The sequence below is a fragment of the Marinobacterium alkalitolerans genome, assembly GCF_017776525.1.
In the GTDB taxonomy this organism is placed as follows: Bacteria; Pseudomonadota; Gammaproteobacteria; order Pseudomonadales; family Balneatricaceae; genus Marinobacterium; species Marinobacterium alkalitolerans.
Window position 1 is genome coordinate 149,436 of record NZ_JACVEW010000002.1, and the last position, 16,696, is coordinate 166,131.

Genomic DNA, 16,696 nt, shown 5'->3' on the forward strand with positions numbered 1-16,696 from the left:
TGGGGCAGGGCAATACCATTGAATAAGCCAAAAAAAAACGGCACCTTGACCGGTGCCGCTTTTTGGCCTGTTTGAGGGGGCTGTCAGTCCAGCATGAACGCATCAAAGAAGGCGGATAACGCCTCATGTGCATCAAGAGGCAGGATGGTGGCGATGTGCTGGTCAGGGCGAACGACGACCATGCAGCCCTTATCCGTATCCACACCACGCTGCTGGAAGATGTCATGCTCGGCATCGGCGTGGAATACCTTCTCATAGTCTCTCAGGCCATACTTGCCTTTTGCCGGCCAGAGGTAGTCCGGCAGCGTCTCAATCTCGATGTCCTGCTGTTGAAAGACCGTATAGACGTCAATCAGCGCGTCGATATCCGCCGTGTCTGGCGTGTATTTTTTCACCGGTGAAGCGGCCGAGTCAGACAGGAACTGCACCAGCTGGTGTAGATCCGAGCTGGGTTCCAGCGGGTTTTGCGTGTTGCCGAAAATGAAGATCCGCCAGCGCCCATCCGCCTTGACCAAGTGCCCCAGATGAACCGGGCAGCCGTCTGCGATGCGAACGGCCTTGGCCGAGTGAAAACGCTGACCGATCGGGTAGCCGGTCGCCAGTGCCTGATGCTCATGGCCGGTACAGAGATAGGACGCATCGTAGCCTATGGACGTGCCGGCGATAAAACCGTTCTGGCGGGCGATAAAGGCTTCAATATCGGCCGTGCTTTTCTTCTCTTGCTGCGCCTTCTGTTCCGCCGTGGGGCGCGTTGCAACCAGCGCCGACATCTCGCGGTCAGCATTGATCAGCATGAAGGCCACCTTGCGGCGTTCATCCTCGTAGGTCTGCAGCAGTTTGGGATGGCTCTTGCCCTGAATAACCGCAGCCAGCTTCCAGCCCAGGTTGAACGTGTCCGGCAGCGAGGTGTTCAGGCCCCAGCCCCCCTTGGGGCTGTGGGTGTGACAGGCGTCTCCGGCCACAAACGCACGCGGGATCAGGTCTTCTGCGCCTTTTGCCGGGGTGTTGTCGAAACGCTCGGCAACGCGCTGGCCCACCTCGTAGATCGACCACCAGGCCACCTCTTTGACCTCAAACCGGTAGGGAGTCAGGATCTTCTGAGCCTTGGCGATCAGGTCGTCTGCGGTAAGCCCCAACTGGGCTGCACGCTGGTCTTTCTCCAGCAGCCCCAGTTCAACGTAGAGCCGGACCAGATAACCGCCTTCGCGCGGAACGATCATCACCGCCCCGTCTTCCCGGGACTGAATAAAGCTTTTGACCCGGATATCGGGGAAGTCGGTCACGACCAGCACGTCCATCACGCCCCAGGCCTTGTTGGCCGAATCGCCTTCAAGCTGGATGCCCAGATTCCGGCGCACCGCACTGCGTGCACCGTCACAGCCGACCACATAGCGTGCCTTGAGGGTTTCCACCTTGTTGGACTGATCTGCGGCGATGCACTCAAAGGTAGCGGTAATCGGGTGAGCAGTCAGGTCCTGAGTCAGGTCTTCATCCACCTCCAGTTCCAGCAGGCGGCGGCTGTAATGGGGCTCCAGATGGGTGACGGAGCGCTCCATGCCTTCCAGCAGCAGTTCATGCAGGCGGGCCTGGTTGACGACACCGTGCACAAACTCCGACAGCCCCAGACGGGCGTCGCGTACCTTGTGTGTGCGCTTGATGTGAGCGGGGTTGGCGCTGTCCGGTTCCCAGAAGGCGTTGCGGTGCAGCTGATAGCACTCTTTGACCATCATGTCGCTGCAGTTGAAGGCTTCCATGATCTCCAGGGTGCGGCAGGAGATGCCGTCGGCCTGACCAAACAGCAGCGGGCCGTCTTTCTGATCCACGATGCAGGTGCTGATGTCGGAAAACTCGGACAACTGACGTGCCAATGCCAGACCCGCCGGGCCGCAGCCCACAATCAGCACGTCCACTTCTTGTGGCAGATCTTTCAGGGGAGGGGGCGCTGCCGGCTCTCGCGCCGCGTCAGGAATTTCGTAGTTGCCGGGCTTGAAACCATTCAGATGATACTGCATCACCGTGTCCTCTTGGCTTTTTATCAGATTATTATGCGTGAGCTGTTTGCTTACTGATAACGCAGCCTACGTGGAGACACAGGGCTTGCCTGTCACCCGAAAATGGGGACAGGGGCAACAGGCAAGCAGTTACGACTGTTCTGCCGTAGCGGGTTTGCGCTTTTTCTTGCGCAACAGATAGGACTTGCCGGGGTCGACAAGGTAACGTCCTTTCATGGTCGTCCTGCCGATCAGCATGCGAAACCCCATGGAGTCCCTGTTGGTCAGCGTGACCTCTGCCGTGTGGGTGTCGGACCCGATCACAATGCGGGCTTCGATCACGTACCGCATTTCACTGTGGCCGCCGGAGTCACGCACCTCCCGTTCATCCAGCAGGGGCGCTTGGCATTCGACCACCGTATCCGTATCACGCTGATAGGGGTGGATCTTGAAGTGAACGATCTTGCCCGCGTCGGTTTCCTCCAGCTGAACGTCGAACGCGTGCAGGGCTGAGGTTCTTGCTCCGGTATCCACCTTGGCCTTGATCTTGTCGATGCCCAAATCGGGAAGGGATACCCATTCCCGCCATCCCAGGGTTTCAGTCATCTTGAGTCGGTCCGTTCTCGTCTGTGTTGTTGCCAACGTTTTCCGGCAGGTCCTTGATTTTGAAGCGACGTTTGCGCTGGGTCTTGGCCGGCACCATGCCGCGCATGGATTCCATCTTGCCGAAGCACAGCAGCTTGTCGCCGGGCTCCAGAATGCGATCTCCCTTCGGGTTGGGGATGATTTTGCTGCCCCGGTTAAGGGTCAGAACGTTCAGGTCCTTCGAGTACAGGTCCACGTCGCCGATGGTTCTGCCTACATACTCGGACCCTTCCGGAATCATCAGCTCGTTGACGCCGTAGCCCTTGCTGACCGTGAGGCGCTGGCGGATATCGATTTCGGGGAACTCCACCTGTGCAGCGATGAAATCGATGATGGCGCCGGCCACGTCGAGCTGAGTGCAGGTCTCGATGCCTTCCAGCCCCGGAGAGGAGTTCACCTCCATGATCTGTGGACCCTTGGCGCTTTCCAGCATGTCGACACCGGCAATCTTCAGGCCCAGGATCTGGGCTGCGCGGATCGCCGCTTCGGCATACTCTTCCGGCAGATCGACCGGCTCGGCAACGCCACCGCGGTGGACATTGCTTCTGAACTCCTGCCCCTGTGCCACGCGGCGCATGGCGGCGACCACGCGGTCCCCGACAACCAGGGCACGAATATCCTTGCCTCGGCTTTCGGCGACGAACTTCTGAATCAGAACGTTCTGCTTCTGGCTCTGCAGCAGCTCGATAATCGACTCGGCCGCTTTCACGGTATCAGCCAGCAATACGCCAATGCCCTGAGTACCCTCGATCAGTTTAATGATGACCGGCGCGCCGCCCACACGCTCAATGGCGGGCAACACATCCCGCTTGTCGCGTACAAAGGTGGTTTCCGGGATGCCGATATGGTGGCGTGCCAGAATCTGCAGGCTGCGCAGCTTGTCGCGGGAGTTGGCGATACCGTGCGATGAGTTGGCGCAAAACACATCCATCTCCTGAAACTGACGCACAACCGCCGTGCCGTAGTAGGTGATGGACGCGCCGATTCGGGGCAGTACGGCGTCGTAATCGCTGAGCTGCTTGCCGCGGAAAAACAGATCCGGTTCACCCTGCTTCAGGTCGATGGCAAATTTCAACGTGTCGAGCACCTTGACGTTGATCCCTCGGTCCAGCGCCGCTTCCTTCAATCGGCGGGTGCTGTAAGCGTTGGGTGCTCTTGAAAGTATGGCAAGTTTCATGGTCACTTCCTTGGTTGTCGTGTGGGCTGCCAAGGTTTGCAGATTACCTGAAATCAGCTTAGTTCAATATGCTTTCCGGGGGGCAGAACTCAAGGAAAGTGGCGTTGGTTTTTGCGGGGCAACGGACGTGCCATGCAGAGGTCAATCGGCACTCCAGTTGGCGCTCGCCAATGCATCAGCCGCAGCACCATTCGGGGTGAAGGGCCGATTGCATGCCGTATCTTTGCGCCAGATGCCTTGTGTGCTCACTTTGTCACTTGGCTGTGCTCATTTTTGACTGGAAACACGTACGAAAATCGGCCAGTATCAAGGTACTAAGGATTGGCCGTAGCGGAATACTGCGCACGGCAAAGCTGCAAAACGCGCATGCTCGTTTTCATCGGAAGAGAATGGCTGTGATATCTCGATTTATCATTTCTCTTCATGTCGTTAGATCAGCTCTACCAGTCGTTGGCTGTGAGCGGAAATGCGCATGCTCAGTATTATAATGTTAGGATTTCTCGGAGCAAGAGTTCGTACCAGTAAGGATTGATAATAATGAATATATTAGGGATTAGAGTCGAACCAAAGAAAACCAATTTTGTTGTTCTTGGAAAAGTTAATGGTCAGTTTGAAGTAATAAATAGTGAGGTGATAAAGGTTCCGTCAGCCCTAGACTTTCCGGAGAAGCTTAAGTATATAAGAAATTGCGTCCTTGATATATTGAGAGAGTACTCGATATTTTACGCGGGAATCCGGGTAGCTGAGGCTAATACTCAAAACCTAGATATAACAAGGCTTCATATTGAAGGTGTTGTTCAAGAAGCTTTTTCGAGCAGCAATGTAGGTGGTTACTTTACTGGTCGGAAGACATCAATAGCTGCGAGGCTTAATCTAAAGCCAAAACAGCTTGACGCGGTTTTCAAAGGCCAACGAGATTTCAATGGCATTGTAAACTGGAACATACTTTCCAGGAAAAATTCAAGGGAAGCTGCATTGGTAGCGATGGTGGCTGTCGCGTAATGTTTCCTTATCAAAAAGCACAGGTTTCATTCCAAAAAATAGAAGAAATTGGATTTGAGGGGAAAAACTCAAAAGTATACAGGGCGCATGATGAATATTTGGATGCGGAGCTGGTAATTAAAGAAGTTGAAAAGAAAGATGGTTTTAGCGTCTACGAGTATTTCTCGGAAGCACGGACTTTATATAAGAGTTCCCATCCTAATGTTGTTCAAGTTAGTTATGCCTGTGAAGATGAAAGAAAAATTTATGTCGCCTCTCCGTTTTATAGAAATGGATCTTTGAATAAGCGGATGCAAAATGGTTTCTTAACGGTAAGAGAGATTATACGTTACTCAACACATGCGCTTAATGGTCTGCACAACGTGCATTCTAAAGGCTTGATACATTTTGATGTGAAGCCCGACAACATTCTTATTTCAGATCGAAACGAAGCTCTATTGGCAGATTTTGGATTAACTCAGGTTATGGATGAAGAAGGCATAGCCAAGCAGCCTATGCTATATATCAAGCAGATGCCGCCAGAAGTTTTCGGCAATCGAGAGAAGGAATTCGACAATAGATTCGATATATACCAAGTTGGACTCACCATGTACCGTATGTGTGTGGGGAATAGCGCCTTCTATGAGCAATTCTCCGTATATAATGATGGGCGGAAATTCGCTGAAGATGTCAGAGGTGGAAAGTTCCCTGACAGAAGGGCTTACCCGCTACATATCCCCAAGAAACTTCAGCGTGTTATAAATAAATGTTTGAAGCCAAATCCTGGAGACAGATATGGCACTGCTGTTGAAGTGGTTAATGCCATAGCTGAAATTGATGGACCAATCCTTCATTGGAAGTATTTGCCCTCCGATCAGGGGGACAAATGGGAGCAAGAGCTTGACGGTACGTTAAAGTCTATTAGCATTGATAATATGCGCACATCTCTAGCATACCGTCATCGTGCAAACTCTCCGCCACGCAGAGTTCAGGCTTTTTGTAAGCCCAACATCACGGACGCTGAGATCATAGAGTTTCTTGAGCAATGAAGAAGATAAAAAGCAATCAAAATAAAGGGTTACTGACGAGATCAGAGCTCGTCAATAGACGGCGTTCGTCTTCACGTCGAGACAAACTCCCCCCCTTACGGAAAGGGATGTTTGATGAGATGAAGGGGGTTGACCTCCGTTCACGTCAGTTCATCGACTTTTCCGAAACACCGCAATCCTAACCAGTAGTTCCAGTTCGTTCCGGCCCTGACGGGCCTCCACCGGACCGGTTTTCCGTTGCACTCCAAACCGGCCGCTGAACATTGGCGTTATATGCAGAGGGGCTTGATATTGTGCCTGAAAAAAAGAATCAGCATTTAGTTCCTGCTTGCTACCTAAGGCGTTTCGAAGCCGATGTGTCAGAAATGCGGAAATCCAATCCAAATTACTCCAGTGGAATATATGTAAACGACAATAATCTATCCTCCGGATGGAAGCTTAGATCTGTAACACACAAATCGTTAACGAGGCCATATTTTTATAATCTCCCTGAAGACAATCCAAAAGATCCATTAATTGAAAATTTTCTATCCGTAATTGAAGGGAAATATAAAAAATATTCTGAAGAAATTATAAATGGAACCATAAATAACGAGAATATGTCTTTCATGTCATATTTTGTTACTCTTCAGTTCATGAGGGTCGAATCATTTCTTGAGTCAATTCAGAGCAGTTTCGATAAAGCTGGAGAGTGGATGGATTCTTTTAGCGGTGGGAATTATCATAGTTCAGCTATGAGGGATGTTGCAAAAAAGCAGCTGACAGAGATCGATCTAGGCCATGTTTTACACCCGAATGCCGCGATTATTTATAATAATGCCAACTTCCCTTTTGTTACCTCAGATAACCCTGTTATAAGACGGCATGTTAATATAGTTGATGCAAGGGAAATAATTCCTGAAAGATATCTACATATTGAAAATAATGAAAGTAGAGAGTTTTTATTTTTTTTAATGCCATTAAGCCCTGCAGTGGTTTACATTTCTTGCGAAGTGGTAAAATTCAAGGAAGGTTTAATTTATTCTGACAATGATTTGGAAAATATTTTCTATATCAATTTCTACTCTATAGTTAACTCTTACAAAAAAGTATATTCCTCAGTGATAGAACCTATAAAAGGTGAAAAGCAACTATCTGAATACCTTTCGTCAAAAAACGGAACCATCTTTAAAATATATACGCAATCAAAGCGGGTTATTTGTAAAGGCACTATGGTGAATAGTGATAACTATTCTGTTTCACTCCAACTTGCTGATCTTGATCAAGTAAGCTTCATTAAAAAAAATGAGCAAATTAGTCTAGTTGAAATAATAGAGGACGGCGTGAGTATTAGAGGAATGAGAGACTGCAAATTTTCGTCTGTAAACTACGCTAATGGGGTGGTTACAATTGAATCAAACGTTAAGCTTGGCATATAACAGGCTGTTACGTAGCCCCTGATGTTCCGTTGGTTTTGGAGATGGGTGAGTATGCTGCAGCCCCGTAAGCATACATAAAAGATAATCGAAACTAATAATACCATTCAGCCCCGATATGCCAATCTGGTACCCAAATTTCAGGCTTTGTTTGCGCCCAAACGCTGAATCTCATCAGCCACCTTTTCAGCCTCTGCCGTTAATTCGGAATATGTCCGGATATCTCCCTTTCTCTGAGCCTGCATCGCCTGTTCAAGCAGGATTGAGTGCCGTTTTTTGAGCTTCTTGGTTGGGTCGCTCTTCAGAAATGCAAACATTGCTGACTCCGTTTATGGTTTTCAATGGTACGGAAGGCAATCAGTTTCGGCTCAACTCATATTCAATGAGCCTAAGCGCGGCTGGGGCGTCCTGACTGAAATCCCCTCAACCCACTTGACTCTGCACGCTGTTAGCCATCATCCCGTCCAACACCAACAGTGGTCTAGCACTCTCCAGTCCACCAATCACCCCTAGGCGCTATCCATTCATATTTGCCAATTCTGTTTAGTCTTTATGGACGATGAGGCCCTGTACCACCCTCCTGATAATGGGCAAAACAACAAGACCCCGGAGGGATGTGATGATGGATATTCGCGAGTTGGGTTACTTTGTGGCCCAGGCTGAAAGCCTGAAGGAATGGCAGCACTATGCCGAGAATGTGCTCGGCATGATGACCACGGAAGCCCCCGAGGGTGGCCTTTACGTCAAGATGGACGAGCGCCCCTTCCGTATGCTGATTCTGGAAGGCAGCGAAAATTGCTATCTCGCCTCCGGTTGGGAGCTGGCATCGGAAGAAGCCTTTGCGGCAGCTATCGCCGAGCTGGACCAGAAGGGCATTGCCTGGGAAGCGGGCGATGCGAGGCTGTGCAACCAGCGCGGCGTTCAGCAGCTGGCGATTGTACGTGACCCGGCGGGTAATCGTCACGAGCTGTACTGGGGCCACCGTTCCGACTTCCTGCCGTTTGTTTCGCCGCAGGGGGTGCCGCGCTTTGTCACCGGTGACATGGGCCTGGGCCACATCGTTCTGCCGGCTCCCAACTTCGATGAAACCCGCGACTTCCTCAAGAACGTCCTCGGCTTCGGCCTCTCCGACATCATGAATCACAAGCCTGCGCCGGATGCCGACCTGCTGCGCATTCACTTCATGCACTGCAATAACGCCCGCCACCACAGTCTGGCCATTGCCGAGTTCCCGGTGCCGTCAGGTTGTGTGCACGCCATGGTGGAAGTGGACTCCATGACCGAAGTGGGCCGCGCCCATGACCGTATGGAAGCCAACGGCGTCAAGCTCTCCGCCACGCTGGGTGAGCACCTCAATGACCGCATGACCTCCTTCTACATGAAGACCCCGTCCGGCTTCGATATGGAGTACGGCTTTGGTGGCTTGCAGGTCGATTGGGACGAGCACAGTGCGTTCGAATTTACCCGCGTCAGTGTCTGGGGGCACGACTTCTCGATCGGTTTTAAATGAGCCCTGGTTTTTGAATAAGGAATGACAGATGAACAAGCAGATGACAACCGTGGAAGCGGTAGCCCAGCTGCGCGATGGCATGACCATCGGCTTTGGTGGCTGGGGCCCGCGGCGCAAGCCGATGGCGATCGTGCGCGAGATCCTGCGCTCTGACGTGAAAGACCTGACCGTGGTTGCCTATGGTGGGCCGGAAGTGGGCATGCTCTGTGCCGCTGGCAAGGTGAAAAAACTGATCTTCGGCTTTGCCACGCTGGATGCGATCCCGCTGGAGCCCTGGTTCCGCAAGGTGCGTCAGGCCGGTGAAATCGAGGTGATGGAGCTGGACGAAGGCATGTTCCAGTGGGGCCTGCGTGCTGCCGGCATGCGTCTGCCGTTCCTGCCCACTCGCTGTGGTCTGGCTACCGATGTAACCACCCATAACGACCTGCACACCATAAAGTCACCTTACGACGATGGCGAAGAGTTGCTGGCGATGCCGGCGCTGAATCTGGATATGGCGTTTGTTCACGTCAACAAGGCAGACAAGCTGGGCAACACCCTGATCACCGGCAGCGACCCGTACTTCGATCATCTGGTCGCACGTGCCGCCGAGCGCTGCATCGTCTCCGCCGAAGAAGTGGTCGACAAGCTGGAGCTGGACGCCGCCACGGCACGCTTCAGCACCTTTGAGCGCTATCTGGTGCAGGGCGTGATACATGCGCCCAAGGGTGCTCACCCGACCATGTGTGCGCCTGACTACGGCTGGGATCTGAGCCACATGAAGCGCTACGCCGCCAGTGCAAAGGAAGAGGGGGGCTGGCAGGTCTACCTCGATGAGTATGTAAACAGCGGTGAAGACGCCTACCAGGCCGCCAACGGTGGCGTTGACGCGATGGGCAAACTGCCCCTGCCGACATTCTGAGGAGAGTCACAACAATGACGACCAACTGTGAATTTACGCTGACCGAACTGATGATTGTGGCCGCTTCCGAAGCCTTCCGCGGTGATGGCGAAATCCTGGCCTCTGGTCTGGGCATCATCCCGCGTCTGGGGGCCAGTCTGGCGAAGATGACCCACACCCCTGAACTGTTGATGACCGACAGTGAATCCCTGCTGGTGGAAGAGCCGATTCCGGTCGGCCCGCGCGGCGATTATGTGCCCAAGTACTCTGGCTACATGTCGTTTGAGCGCGTGTTCGAGTGTGTCTGGGGTGGCAAGCGTCACGCCATGATCGGCCCGACTCAGATCGACCGTTTCGGCCAGACCAACCTGTCGGTGGTGGGTGATTACGACAAGCCGAAAGTGGCCATGCTGGGTGTGCGTGGTCTGCCGGGCAACAGTATCAACCACATCAACTCCCTGTTCGTGCCCAACCACAACACGCGCGCGTTCGTGGCGGGTGAGGTCGATATGGTCTCCGGCGTCGGCTACAACCCGGCCCGCTGGACCGAGGACATGCGACAGGACCTGATGGAGATCCGTCATATTGTGACCAACCTGTGCGTGATGGATTTCGGTGGCCCGGATCATGCGATCCGCGTGCGCTCTCTGCACCCCGGGGTGACCTTTGAAGAGGTGCAGGAAAACACCGGCTTTGAACTGCTGAAGGCACCGGATATGGGCGAAACCGCGCATCCGACCGCTGAGCAGTTGGCGATTATCGCCCAGCTGGATCCACACAACCTGCGTGCCCGTCAGCTCAAGGATAACCCGCCGGGTATCCGTGCCGCGTCCACCGAACAGTAAACAGGAGTCTGTCATGACTGCAGCCAATCAAGCCCAGGAATTCGTGCAGCGCGAAGACAAGGCTGTCTACGAGACCGAACAACCGGTGCTGTACAGCGTTGAGAACGGTATCGCGACCGTGACCATGAACCGCCCCGGTTTCAACAATGCGCAGAACTCGCAGATGACCTACGCGCTGGACGCCGCTTTCCGTCAGGCGGTCGATGACGACAGCGTCAAAGTGATCGTGCTGCGCGGTGAAGGCAAGCACTTCTCCGCCGGTCATGACATCGGCACTCCCGGGCGCGACATCAACAAGGAATTTGATCGCAGCACCCTCTGGTGGGACCACACCAACAAGCCGGGCGGCGAATACCTCTATGCCCGCGAACAGGAAGTCTATCTGGGCATGTGCCGCCGTTGGCGCGAACTGCCCAAACCGACCATCGCCATGGTGCAGGGCGCCTGTGTGGCCGGCGGCCTGATGCTGGCCTGGGTGTGTGACCTGATCATCGCCAGTGACGACGCCTTCTTCCAGGACCCGGTGGTCCGCATGGGGATTCCGGGGGTGGAATACTTTGCGCACCCCTACGAACTCAACCCGCGTATCGCCAAGGAGTTTCTGTTCCTGGGTGATCGCATGAGCGCCGAACGTGCCCGCGAAATGGGCATGGTCAACCGTGTGTTCAGCCGTGATGAGCTGGCCGATGCTACCTATGAGATCGCCGGCAAGATCGCACGTCAGCCGCGTATGGGGCTGGCGCTGACCAAGCAGGTGATCAATCACGTGGAAGATCTGGCCGGCAAGCGTACCGGCATGGAAGCGGCCTTTGCCTGGCACCACTTTGCTCATGTGCACAACGAACAGATCTCCGGTGACCTGCTGGGCGGCTTCGATGCGAAGGGCATGGTCAAGGCCAATAAGGCTGAGGCTGCTGAGAAGAACAGCGGAGAGAAGGCATGAGTCCGCTGTTGCAGACCGAGTTGACCCGCCGGCTGGGGTGCCAGTATCCGATCATCCAGACCGCCATGGGTTGGGTTTCGGACGCCAACCTGGTGATCGCTACGACCAAGGGGGGCGGCTTTGGCTTTTTGGCCGGTGCCACCATTGAAGCCTCCCGGCTGGAAGGCGAGATCCAGAAGGTGATCGACGCCACCGGCGGCAGCAATTTTGGCCTCAATTTCCACATGTTCCAGGAAAACGCCATGCAGTGCGTGGAACTGGCGATCAAGTATCGCCTGAAAGCCGTCAGTTACGGTCGTGGCCCGGATAAGAAAACCATCGCACGGCTGAAAGCCGCAGGCGTGCTCTGCATTCCCACCGTGGGCGCGGTGAAACACGCCATCAAGGCGGTGGAGCTGGGGGCGGACATGATCACCATTCAGGGCAGCGAAGGCGGCGGCCATACCGGCGGTGTGCCCACCACCATTCTGCTGCCACAGGTGCTGGATGCAGTCGATGTGCCCGTGATTGCGGCGGGTGGCTATTCCACCGGACGTGGTCTCGCTTCGGCACTGGCGGCCGGTGCCGCCGGTATCGCCATGGGCACCCGCTTCATGATGACCTCGGATTCGCCCACACCGCAGCTGACACTGGAGCGTTATCTGGCGGTGCAGGACCCACAAAAGATCCGCGTCACTCTGGCGGTGGATGGCATGCGCCACCGCATGGTGGAAAACGCTTTCATTCACAAGCTGGAAGGGGCGAGCCCCCTGCGCAAGCTGTGGATCGCACTGAGCAGCGCGCGTCAGTGGAAGCGCGAGACCGGCATGACCTTCGGTCACATGGTTTCCACGTTCTTCAAGGCTGTGAAAGAGGATCCGGCCCAGATGTCGCAGGTGGTGATGTCCGCCAACCAGCCGGTTCTGCTGCAGCGTTCCATGGTTCAGGGCTTCCCTGACGAGGGCATTCTGCCCAGCGGTCAGGTGGCCGCAGCCATCAATGAACTGATTAGCGCACCGGAGTTGATCGCATCGATCGCCGGTGACGCCGAAACCTGTCTGGAGGCGCTCTGTGCCCGCGCCAACGGTCAGGCTCTGGAGGAGGCTTCCTGATATGAGTACCGCTTTTACGACCCAAATTGAAAACGGTGTGGCCGAGCTGATCATTGCCAAGCCCCCGGTGAACGCGCTGGACAGCCGCGAGTGGTTTGAGCTGGCCGAGGGTATCGAAGCCCTGGGACGCAACCCCGAGGTGCGTGTGGTACTGATCCGTGCTGAAGGGCGCGGCTTCTGTGCCGGCGTGGATATCAAGGAGCTGGACCAGCACCCCGAGCGCATTGTCGCTGTGAATGGCGGCAACTATGCCACCTTCAAGGCGGTACACCGCTGTGAGGTGCCGGTGATTGTGGCCGTACACGGCTTCGTGCTGGGCGGTGGCATCGGCATTACCGGCGCGGCCGACATCGTTTTTGCGTCCGAGTGCGCCACCTTTGCGCTGCCGGAAGTGGACCGGGGGGCCATGGGTGGCGGTGCTCACCTGCAGCGACTGTTCCCGGTACAGAAAGTACGCCAGATGTTCTTTACCGGCGAAACCGTCACCGCGCAGGAAGCGGACCGCTACAACTTCATCGAAGCGATCGTGCCCAAGGACCAGTTGCGTGAAACCGCACTGGCCACCGCGGCCAAGATCGCGGCCAAGAGCCCGGCCATGATCCGTATCGCCAAAGAGGCGCTGAACGGTATCGAGGACGGCAATCTGGAAGACAAGTATCGCTGGGAGCAGGGCTTCACCCTGCAGGCCTATACCAGCCCCGATTCGGCGGAAACCCGTCGGGCCTTTGTCGAAAAACGTGACGCCAGTTTCTGAGGTTCGCCATGGATCTGAATTATACCCCCCGTCAGCAGGCCTTCCGTCAGGAAGTGCGTGCCTGGCTCAAGGACAATCTGCCGGCACAGAAGCTGGCCAGTTATGACACCCGTGAAGGCTTCGAACAGCACCGCGAGTGGGAGCGCAAACTCTTTGATGCGCGCCTGTCGATGGTGATGTGGCCGGAAGAGCTTGGCGGTCGCGGTTGCGACCTGACCGAGTGGCTGATCTTCGAAGAGGAATACTACGCGGCCGACGCGCCCATGCGCGTGAACCAGAACGGCCAGCTGTTGCTGGGGCCGACCCTGATGGAGTTCGGCACCGAGGCGCAGAAGAAGCGCTTCCTGCCGCGCATGGCTGCCAGTGACGACATGTGGGCCCAGGCCTGGTCCGAACCCAATGCCGGCTCCGATATGGCGGCGATCTCCTCCAAGGCGATCCGCGACGGTGATCATTACATCATCAACGGCCAGAAAACCTGGTCTACCCGCGCTATCTACGCCGACTGGGCCTTTGGCCTGTTCCGCTCCGATGCCGATTCCAAGCGTCACCACGGCCTGTCGTTCCTGATGGTGCCGCTGGATGCCGAAGGCGTGACCATTCGCCCGATCAAGGCACTGAACGGCAAGGATGCCTTCGCAGAAATTTTCTTCGACAACGTGCGGGTGCCGGTGGAGAACCGCATCGGGGAAGAGGGCAGCGGCTGGCATGTGGCCATGGCCACCGCGGGTTTCGAACGTGGCCTGTTGCTGCGTTCTCCGGCCCGTTTCCAGCAGCCGGTGCGCAAGTTGATCGAGCTGTACAAGGCCAATCAGGCGAGCGCCGACCGTGACCCGAGCATCCGTGATGCGGTGATGGAGGTTTGGGCTGGTGCCGAAGCCTACGCGCTGTCGGCCTATCAGTCAGTGGGCCGTCTGGCCCGTGGCGAAAAGATCGGTGCCGAATCCAGCATCAACAAGATCATCTGGTCTGAGCTGGATCTGAAGATCCACGAAACGGCGATGCGCATTCTGGGTGCCCGGGGCGAACTGCTCGCCAGCGCACCACAGAACGAGGATGACCACGGCTGGCTGGAGGGCTTCCTGTTTGCCCAGGCCGGTCCGATCTACGCCGGTGCCAACGAAATTCAACGCAACATCATCGCCGAGCGCATGCTCGGCCTGCCGAAAGCCTGAGGTGCGCCATGGACTTCACTTTTACTGATGACGAACGCGCCTTCCAGGATGCGATCAGCCGCTTCCTGATGACCGAGGCCGCCCCGGAAGCGCTGCGTGAAATCTGGGAAACCGATGCAGGCCGCTCGCCGGATCTGCGCAACAAGATGGCCGAGCAGGGCCTGACCGCCCTGTCCATTCCTGAAGAGGCCGGTGGCCTGGGGATGGGCGATGTGGTCTGGTCCCTGATGACTCAGGAGCTGGGGTACTACGGCATTCCTGACTCTCTGGCAGATACTGCCTATGTCAGTGCCGGTCTGATTGCGGCCCTGCCTGAGACTGTTGCGGACCGCAGCGGCTGGCTGGAGCAGATTGCCGAGGGCAGCATCCGCATTGCTGTCGGCCATCCGATCAACCCGCTGGTGGCGGATGCCCATCTGGCGGATTTCAGCCTGCTCAATCATGAGGGCGAGATCCATGCGGTGCCGCGTTCGCTGATCGATGTGGAACACAACGCCAGCATCGACTCTTCCCGTCGCCTGTGCCGGGTGATGTGGGAGCCGAGCAGTGCGACCCGTATCGCCGATGCCGAAACCGGTGCGCCGATCTGGGAAGAAGCGCTGAACCGTGGTGCGCTCTCGGTGGCCGGTCAGTTGCTGGGGTTGGCGCAGCGCATGCTGGATCTGTCGGTGGACTACGTGGCCCAGCGCAAGCAGTTCGGTAAACCGATCGGCAGCTTCCAGGCAGTCAAACACCATCTGGCAGACGTGGCGAGCAAGATCGAATTCGCCAAGCCGGTGCTCTATCGCGCGGGCTATTCACTGCAGCACGGCGATGCCGATGCCGCTCTGCACATTTCACAGGCGCATATCGCCTGTGCAGAAGCAGCCCACTTGGCGGCACGCCACGGCATTCAGGTGCACGGTGCCATGGGGTACACCTGGGAAGTGGATCTGCAGATGTTCATGAAACGCACCTGGGCACTGGAATCCTCCTGGGGTGACCGTGCCTTCCACAAGGCGCGCATCAGCGCCGCCATCTTTGCTGACGACGCGCCACTGGGCCCGGGTCAGACATTCGGGAGGTCATGATGGCTGAAGCCTATATTGTCGATTCCCTGCGCACGCCCACCGGGCGCCGCAAGGGCGGGTTGTCCCATGTTCACGCCATCGATCTGGGTGCGCATGTGCTCAAGGCGCTGGTGGAACGCAATGCCGTTCCGGCGGAAGACTATGACGACGTGATCTTCGGCTGCGTCGATACCATCGGCTCTCAGGCCGGTGATATCGCCCGCACCAGCTGGCTGGCCGCCGGTCTGCCACTGAACGTGGCGGGCACCACGGTGGATCGCCAGTGCGGTTCGTCACAGCAGGCGCTGCACTTCGCGGCTCAGGCGGTGATGAGCGGCACTCAGGATGTGATCGCCGTGGGCGGTGTTCAGACCATGACCCAGATCCCGATCTCGGCCGCCATGCTGGCTGGTCAGCCCTACGGCTTCACCACGCCTTTTGCCGAGAGCAAGGGCTGGCAGGCCCGTTTCGGTGATGCGCCGGTGAACCAGTTCTATGCCGCTCAGCGCATCGCCGATCACTGGGGCATCAGCCGCGCCGACATGGAAGCCTTCGCACTGGAAAGTCACCGCCGTGCCATCGCCGCGATTGAGGCCGGTCACTTCGACCGCGAGATCGTACCGCTGGAAGGTGTCACCCGCGATGAGACTCCGCGTCAGACCACGCTTGAAAAAATGGCCGAGCTGGAGCCTGTGGATCCGACCTATCCGTCGATCACGGCGGCTGTCTCGAGCCAGACCTGTGATGCTTCGGCCGCGCTGCTGGTGGTGTCGGAAGCTGCGCTCAAGCGTTACAACCTGAAGCCGCGTGCCCGCATCCATCACATCAGTGTCTGCGGTGACGATCCCATCTGGCATCTGCGGGCGCCCATTCCGGCCACGGAAGCCGCGCTGAAGAAAGCCGGCATGACGATGGATCAGATCGACCTGGTCGAGATCAACGAAGCCTTCGCCTCGGTGGTGATGTCCTGGCTGCAGGAAACCGGTTACAGCCATGACAAGACCAATGTGAACGGCGGTGCCATCGCACTGGGTCATCCGCTGGGGGCTACCGGTGCACGCCTGATGACCGGTCTGCTGCATGAGCTGGAGCGACGTGGTGGGCGATATGGTTTGCAGACCATGTGTGAGGGTGGCGGACAAGCGAACGTGACGATCATCGAAAGGTTGGGTTAACCCTCTAGCCTCAAAG

The 16,696-nt window shown here is 56.3% G+C and carries 16 protein-coding genes and 1 pseudogene; 12 read left to right on the plus strand and 5 right to left on the minus strand.

Annotated features, from left to right (window positions below):
* Nucleotides 1-83: 83 nt before the first annotated feature.
* The 4 genes and pseudogenes from H9C73_RS01995 to rimK form a co-directional block, all read right to left on the minus strand.
* Complete coding sequence (locus H9C73_RS01995) at nucleotides 84-2,012, minus strand: FAD-dependent monooxygenase (RefSeq protein WP_209286107.1); 1,929 nt, start codon at nucleotides 2,010-2,012, stop codon at nucleotides 84-86.
* Between the two features lie 129 nt (nucleotides 2,013-2,141).
* On the minus strand, nucleotides 2,142-2,597 hold the full coding sequence (locus tag H9C73_RS02000) for an ATP-dependent zinc protease family protein (RefSeq protein ID WP_209286108.1): 456 nt from the start codon (nucleotides 2,595-2,597) through the stop codon (nucleotides 2,142-2,144).
* A complete protein-coding gene (locus tag H9C73_RS16005) occupies nucleotides 2,590-2,877 on the minus strand; it encodes a cation:proton antiporter regulatory subunit (RefSeq protein WP_236014037.1) in 288 nt (95 codons plus the stop codon). Before H9C73_RS16005 ends, H9C73_RS02000 begins: the two co-directional genes overlap by 8 nt.
* A 78-nt stretch (nucleotides 2,878-2,955) precedes the next feature.
* Nucleotides 2,956-3,813 (minus strand): annotated as a pseudogene (gene rimK / locus H9C73_RS02005) (30S ribosomal protein S6--L-glutamate ligase); the annotation flags it as partial.
* Between the two features lie 537 nt (nucleotides 3,814-4,350).
* Between rimK and H9C73_RS02010 the strand changes: the two are divergent.
* The 3 genes from H9C73_RS02010 to H9C73_RS02020 all read left to right on the plus strand — a co-directional run bounded on the left by H9C73_RS02010 (nucleotide 4,351) and on the right by H9C73_RS02020 (nucleotide 7,261).
* On the plus strand, nucleotides 4,351-4,815 hold the full coding sequence (locus H9C73_RS02010) for a hypothetical protein (RefSeq protein WP_209286110.1): 465 nt from the start codon (nucleotides 4,351-4,353) through the stop codon (nucleotides 4,813-4,815).
* Nucleotides 4,815-5,843 carry a serine/threonine-protein kinase gene (locus H9C73_RS02015; RefSeq protein WP_209286111.1) on the plus strand — a complete coding sequence of 343 codons (1,029 nt, stop codon included), beginning with the start codon at nucleotides 4,815-4,817 and terminating at the stop codon, nucleotides 5,841-5,843. Before H9C73_RS02010 ends, H9C73_RS02015 begins: the two co-directional genes overlap by 1 nt.
* A 263-nt stretch (nucleotides 5,844-6,106) precedes the next feature.
* Nucleotides 6,107-7,261: a DUF4238 domain-containing protein gene (locus H9C73_RS02020; RefSeq protein WP_209286112.1), complete on the plus strand. Its 1,155-nt coding sequence runs from the start codon at nucleotides 6,107-6,109 to the stop codon at nucleotides 7,259-7,261.
* 137 nt (nucleotides 7,262-7,398) lie between these two features.
* Here the strand turns inward: H9C73_RS02020 and H9C73_RS02025 are convergent, their stop codons facing one another.
* Complete coding sequence (locus tag H9C73_RS02025; protein WP_209286113.1) at nucleotides 7,399-7,575, minus strand: DUF6435 family protein; 177 nt, start codon at nucleotides 7,573-7,575, stop codon at nucleotides 7,399-7,401.
* Between the two features lie 302 nt (nucleotides 7,576-7,877).
* Here H9C73_RS02025 and H9C73_RS02030 point away from each other — a divergent pair, with 302 nt between their 5' ends.
* Genes H9C73_RS02030 through H9C73_RS02070 form a run of 9 tightly spaced genes read left to right on the plus strand, consistent with a single transcriptional unit; the run spans nucleotide 7,878 to nucleotide 16,680 of the window.
* Nucleotides 7,878-8,768, plus strand: coding sequence for a VOC family protein (locus H9C73_RS02030; protein WP_209286114.1), 891 nt, complete (start codon nucleotides 7,878-7,880; stop codon nucleotides 8,766-8,768).
* A gap of 28 nt (nucleotides 8,769-8,796) precedes the next feature.
* Entirely contained in the window at nucleotides 8,797-9,669 is an 873-nt protein-coding gene (locus tag H9C73_RS02035) for a CoA transferase subunit A (protein WP_209286115.1), read from the plus strand.
* A 14-nt stretch (nucleotides 9,670-9,683) separates the two neighbouring features.
* A complete protein-coding gene (locus H9C73_RS02040; protein WP_209286116.1) occupies nucleotides 9,684-10,493 on the plus strand; it encodes a CoA-transferase subunit beta in 810 nt (269 codons plus the stop codon).
* 13 nt (nucleotides 10,494-10,506) lie between these two features.
* Nucleotides 10,507-11,436, plus strand: a complete 930-nt coding sequence (locus H9C73_RS02045) for an enoyl-CoA hydratase (protein WP_209286117.1) — start codon at nucleotides 10,507-10,509, stop codon at nucleotides 11,434-11,436.
* Nucleotides 11,433-12,527 carry an NAD(P)H-dependent flavin oxidoreductase gene (locus H9C73_RS02050; RefSeq protein ID WP_209286118.1) on the plus strand — a complete coding sequence of 365 codons (1,095 nt, stop codon included), beginning with the start codon at nucleotides 11,433-11,435 and terminating at the stop codon, nucleotides 12,525-12,527. Before H9C73_RS02045 ends, H9C73_RS02050 begins: the two co-directional genes overlap by 4 nt.
* Before the next feature lies 1 nt (nucleotide 12,528).
* A complete protein-coding gene (locus tag H9C73_RS02055; protein WP_209286119.1) occupies nucleotides 12,529-13,281 on the plus strand; it encodes an enoyl-CoA hydratase family protein in 753 nt (250 codons plus the stop codon).
* Nucleotides 13,282-13,289: 8 nt separating this feature from the next.
* Nucleotides 13,290-14,456 (plus strand): acyl-CoA dehydrogenase family protein, encoded by a 1,167-nt coding sequence (locus tag H9C73_RS02060; RefSeq protein ID WP_209286120.1) that lies wholly within the window; start codon nucleotides 13,290-13,292, stop codon nucleotides 14,454-14,456.
* Between the two features lie 8 nt (nucleotides 14,457-14,464).
* The gene (locus H9C73_RS02065; RefSeq protein WP_209286121.1) at nucleotides 14,465-15,526 is read left to right on the plus strand and encodes an acyl-CoA dehydrogenase family protein; all 1,062 of its coding nucleotides are present in this window, start codon (nucleotides 14,465-14,467) and stop codon (nucleotides 15,524-15,526) included.
* Entirely contained in the window at nucleotides 15,526-16,680 is a 1,155-nt protein-coding gene (locus H9C73_RS02070; protein WP_209286122.1) for an acetyl-CoA C-acetyltransferase, read from the plus strand. The genes H9C73_RS02065 and H9C73_RS02070 overlap by 1 nt, the downstream gene beginning before the upstream one ends.
* The last annotated feature ends 16 nt before the right edge of the window (nucleotides 16,681-16,696 follow it).

Bases quoted from the DNA above. Each gene is read 5' to 3' on its own strand.
- H9C73_RS02055 (WP_209286119.1), top strand. From the start codon at position 12,529: ATGAGTACCGCTTTTACGACCCAAATTGAAAACGGTGTGGCCGAGCTG.
- H9C73_RS02015 (WP_209286111.1), top strand. From the start codon at position 4,815: ATGTTTCCTTATCAAAAAGCACAGGTTTCATTCCAAAAAATAGAAGAA.
- H9C73_RS02060 (WP_209286120.1), top strand. From the start codon at position 13,290: ATGGATCTGAATTATACCCCCCGTCAGCAGGCCTTCCGTCAGGAAGTG.
- H9C73_RS16005 (WP_236014037.1), bottom strand. From the start codon at position 2,877: ATGATTCCGGAAGGGTCCGAGTATGTAGGCAGAACCATCGGCGACGTG.
- H9C73_RS02045 (WP_209286117.1), top strand. From the start codon at position 10,507: ATGACTGCAGCCAATCAAGCCCAGGAATTCGTGCAGCGCGAAGACAAG.
- H9C73_RS02030 (WP_209286114.1), top strand. From the start codon at position 7,878: ATGATGGATATTCGCGAGTTGGGTTACTTTGTGGCCCAGGCTGAAAGC.
- H9C73_RS02010 (WP_209286110.1), top strand. From the start codon at position 4,351: ATGAATATATTAGGGATTAGAGTCGAACCAAAGAAAACCAATTTTGTT.
- H9C73_RS02040 (WP_209286116.1), top strand. From the start codon at position 9,684: ATGACGACCAACTGTGAATTTACGCTGACCGAACTGATGATTGTGGCC.
- H9C73_RS01995 (WP_209286107.1), bottom strand. From the start codon at position 2,012: ATGCAGTATCATCTGAATGGTTTCAAGCCCGGCAACTACGAAATTCCT.
- H9C73_RS02035 (WP_209286115.1), top strand. From the start codon at position 8,797: ATGAACAAGCAGATGACAACCGTGGAAGCGGTAGCCCAGCTGCGCGAT.
- H9C73_RS02050 (WP_209286118.1), top strand. From the start codon at position 11,433: ATGAGTCCGCTGTTGCAGACCGAGTTGACCCGCCGGCTGGGGTGCCAG.
- H9C73_RS02000 (WP_209286108.1), bottom strand. From the start codon at position 2,597: ATGACTGAAACCCTGGGATGGCGGGAATGGGTATCCCTTCCCGATTTG.
- H9C73_RS02025 (WP_209286113.1), bottom strand. From the start codon at position 7,575: ATGTTTGCATTTCTGAAGAGCGACCCAACCAAGAAGCTCAAAAAACGG.
- H9C73_RS02065 (WP_209286121.1), top strand. From the start codon at position 14,465: ATGGACTTCACTTTTACTGATGACGAACGCGCCTTCCAGGATGCGATC.
- H9C73_RS02070 (WP_209286122.1), top strand. From the start codon at position 15,526: ATGGCTGAAGCCTATATTGTCGATTCCCTGCGCACGCCCACCGGGCGC.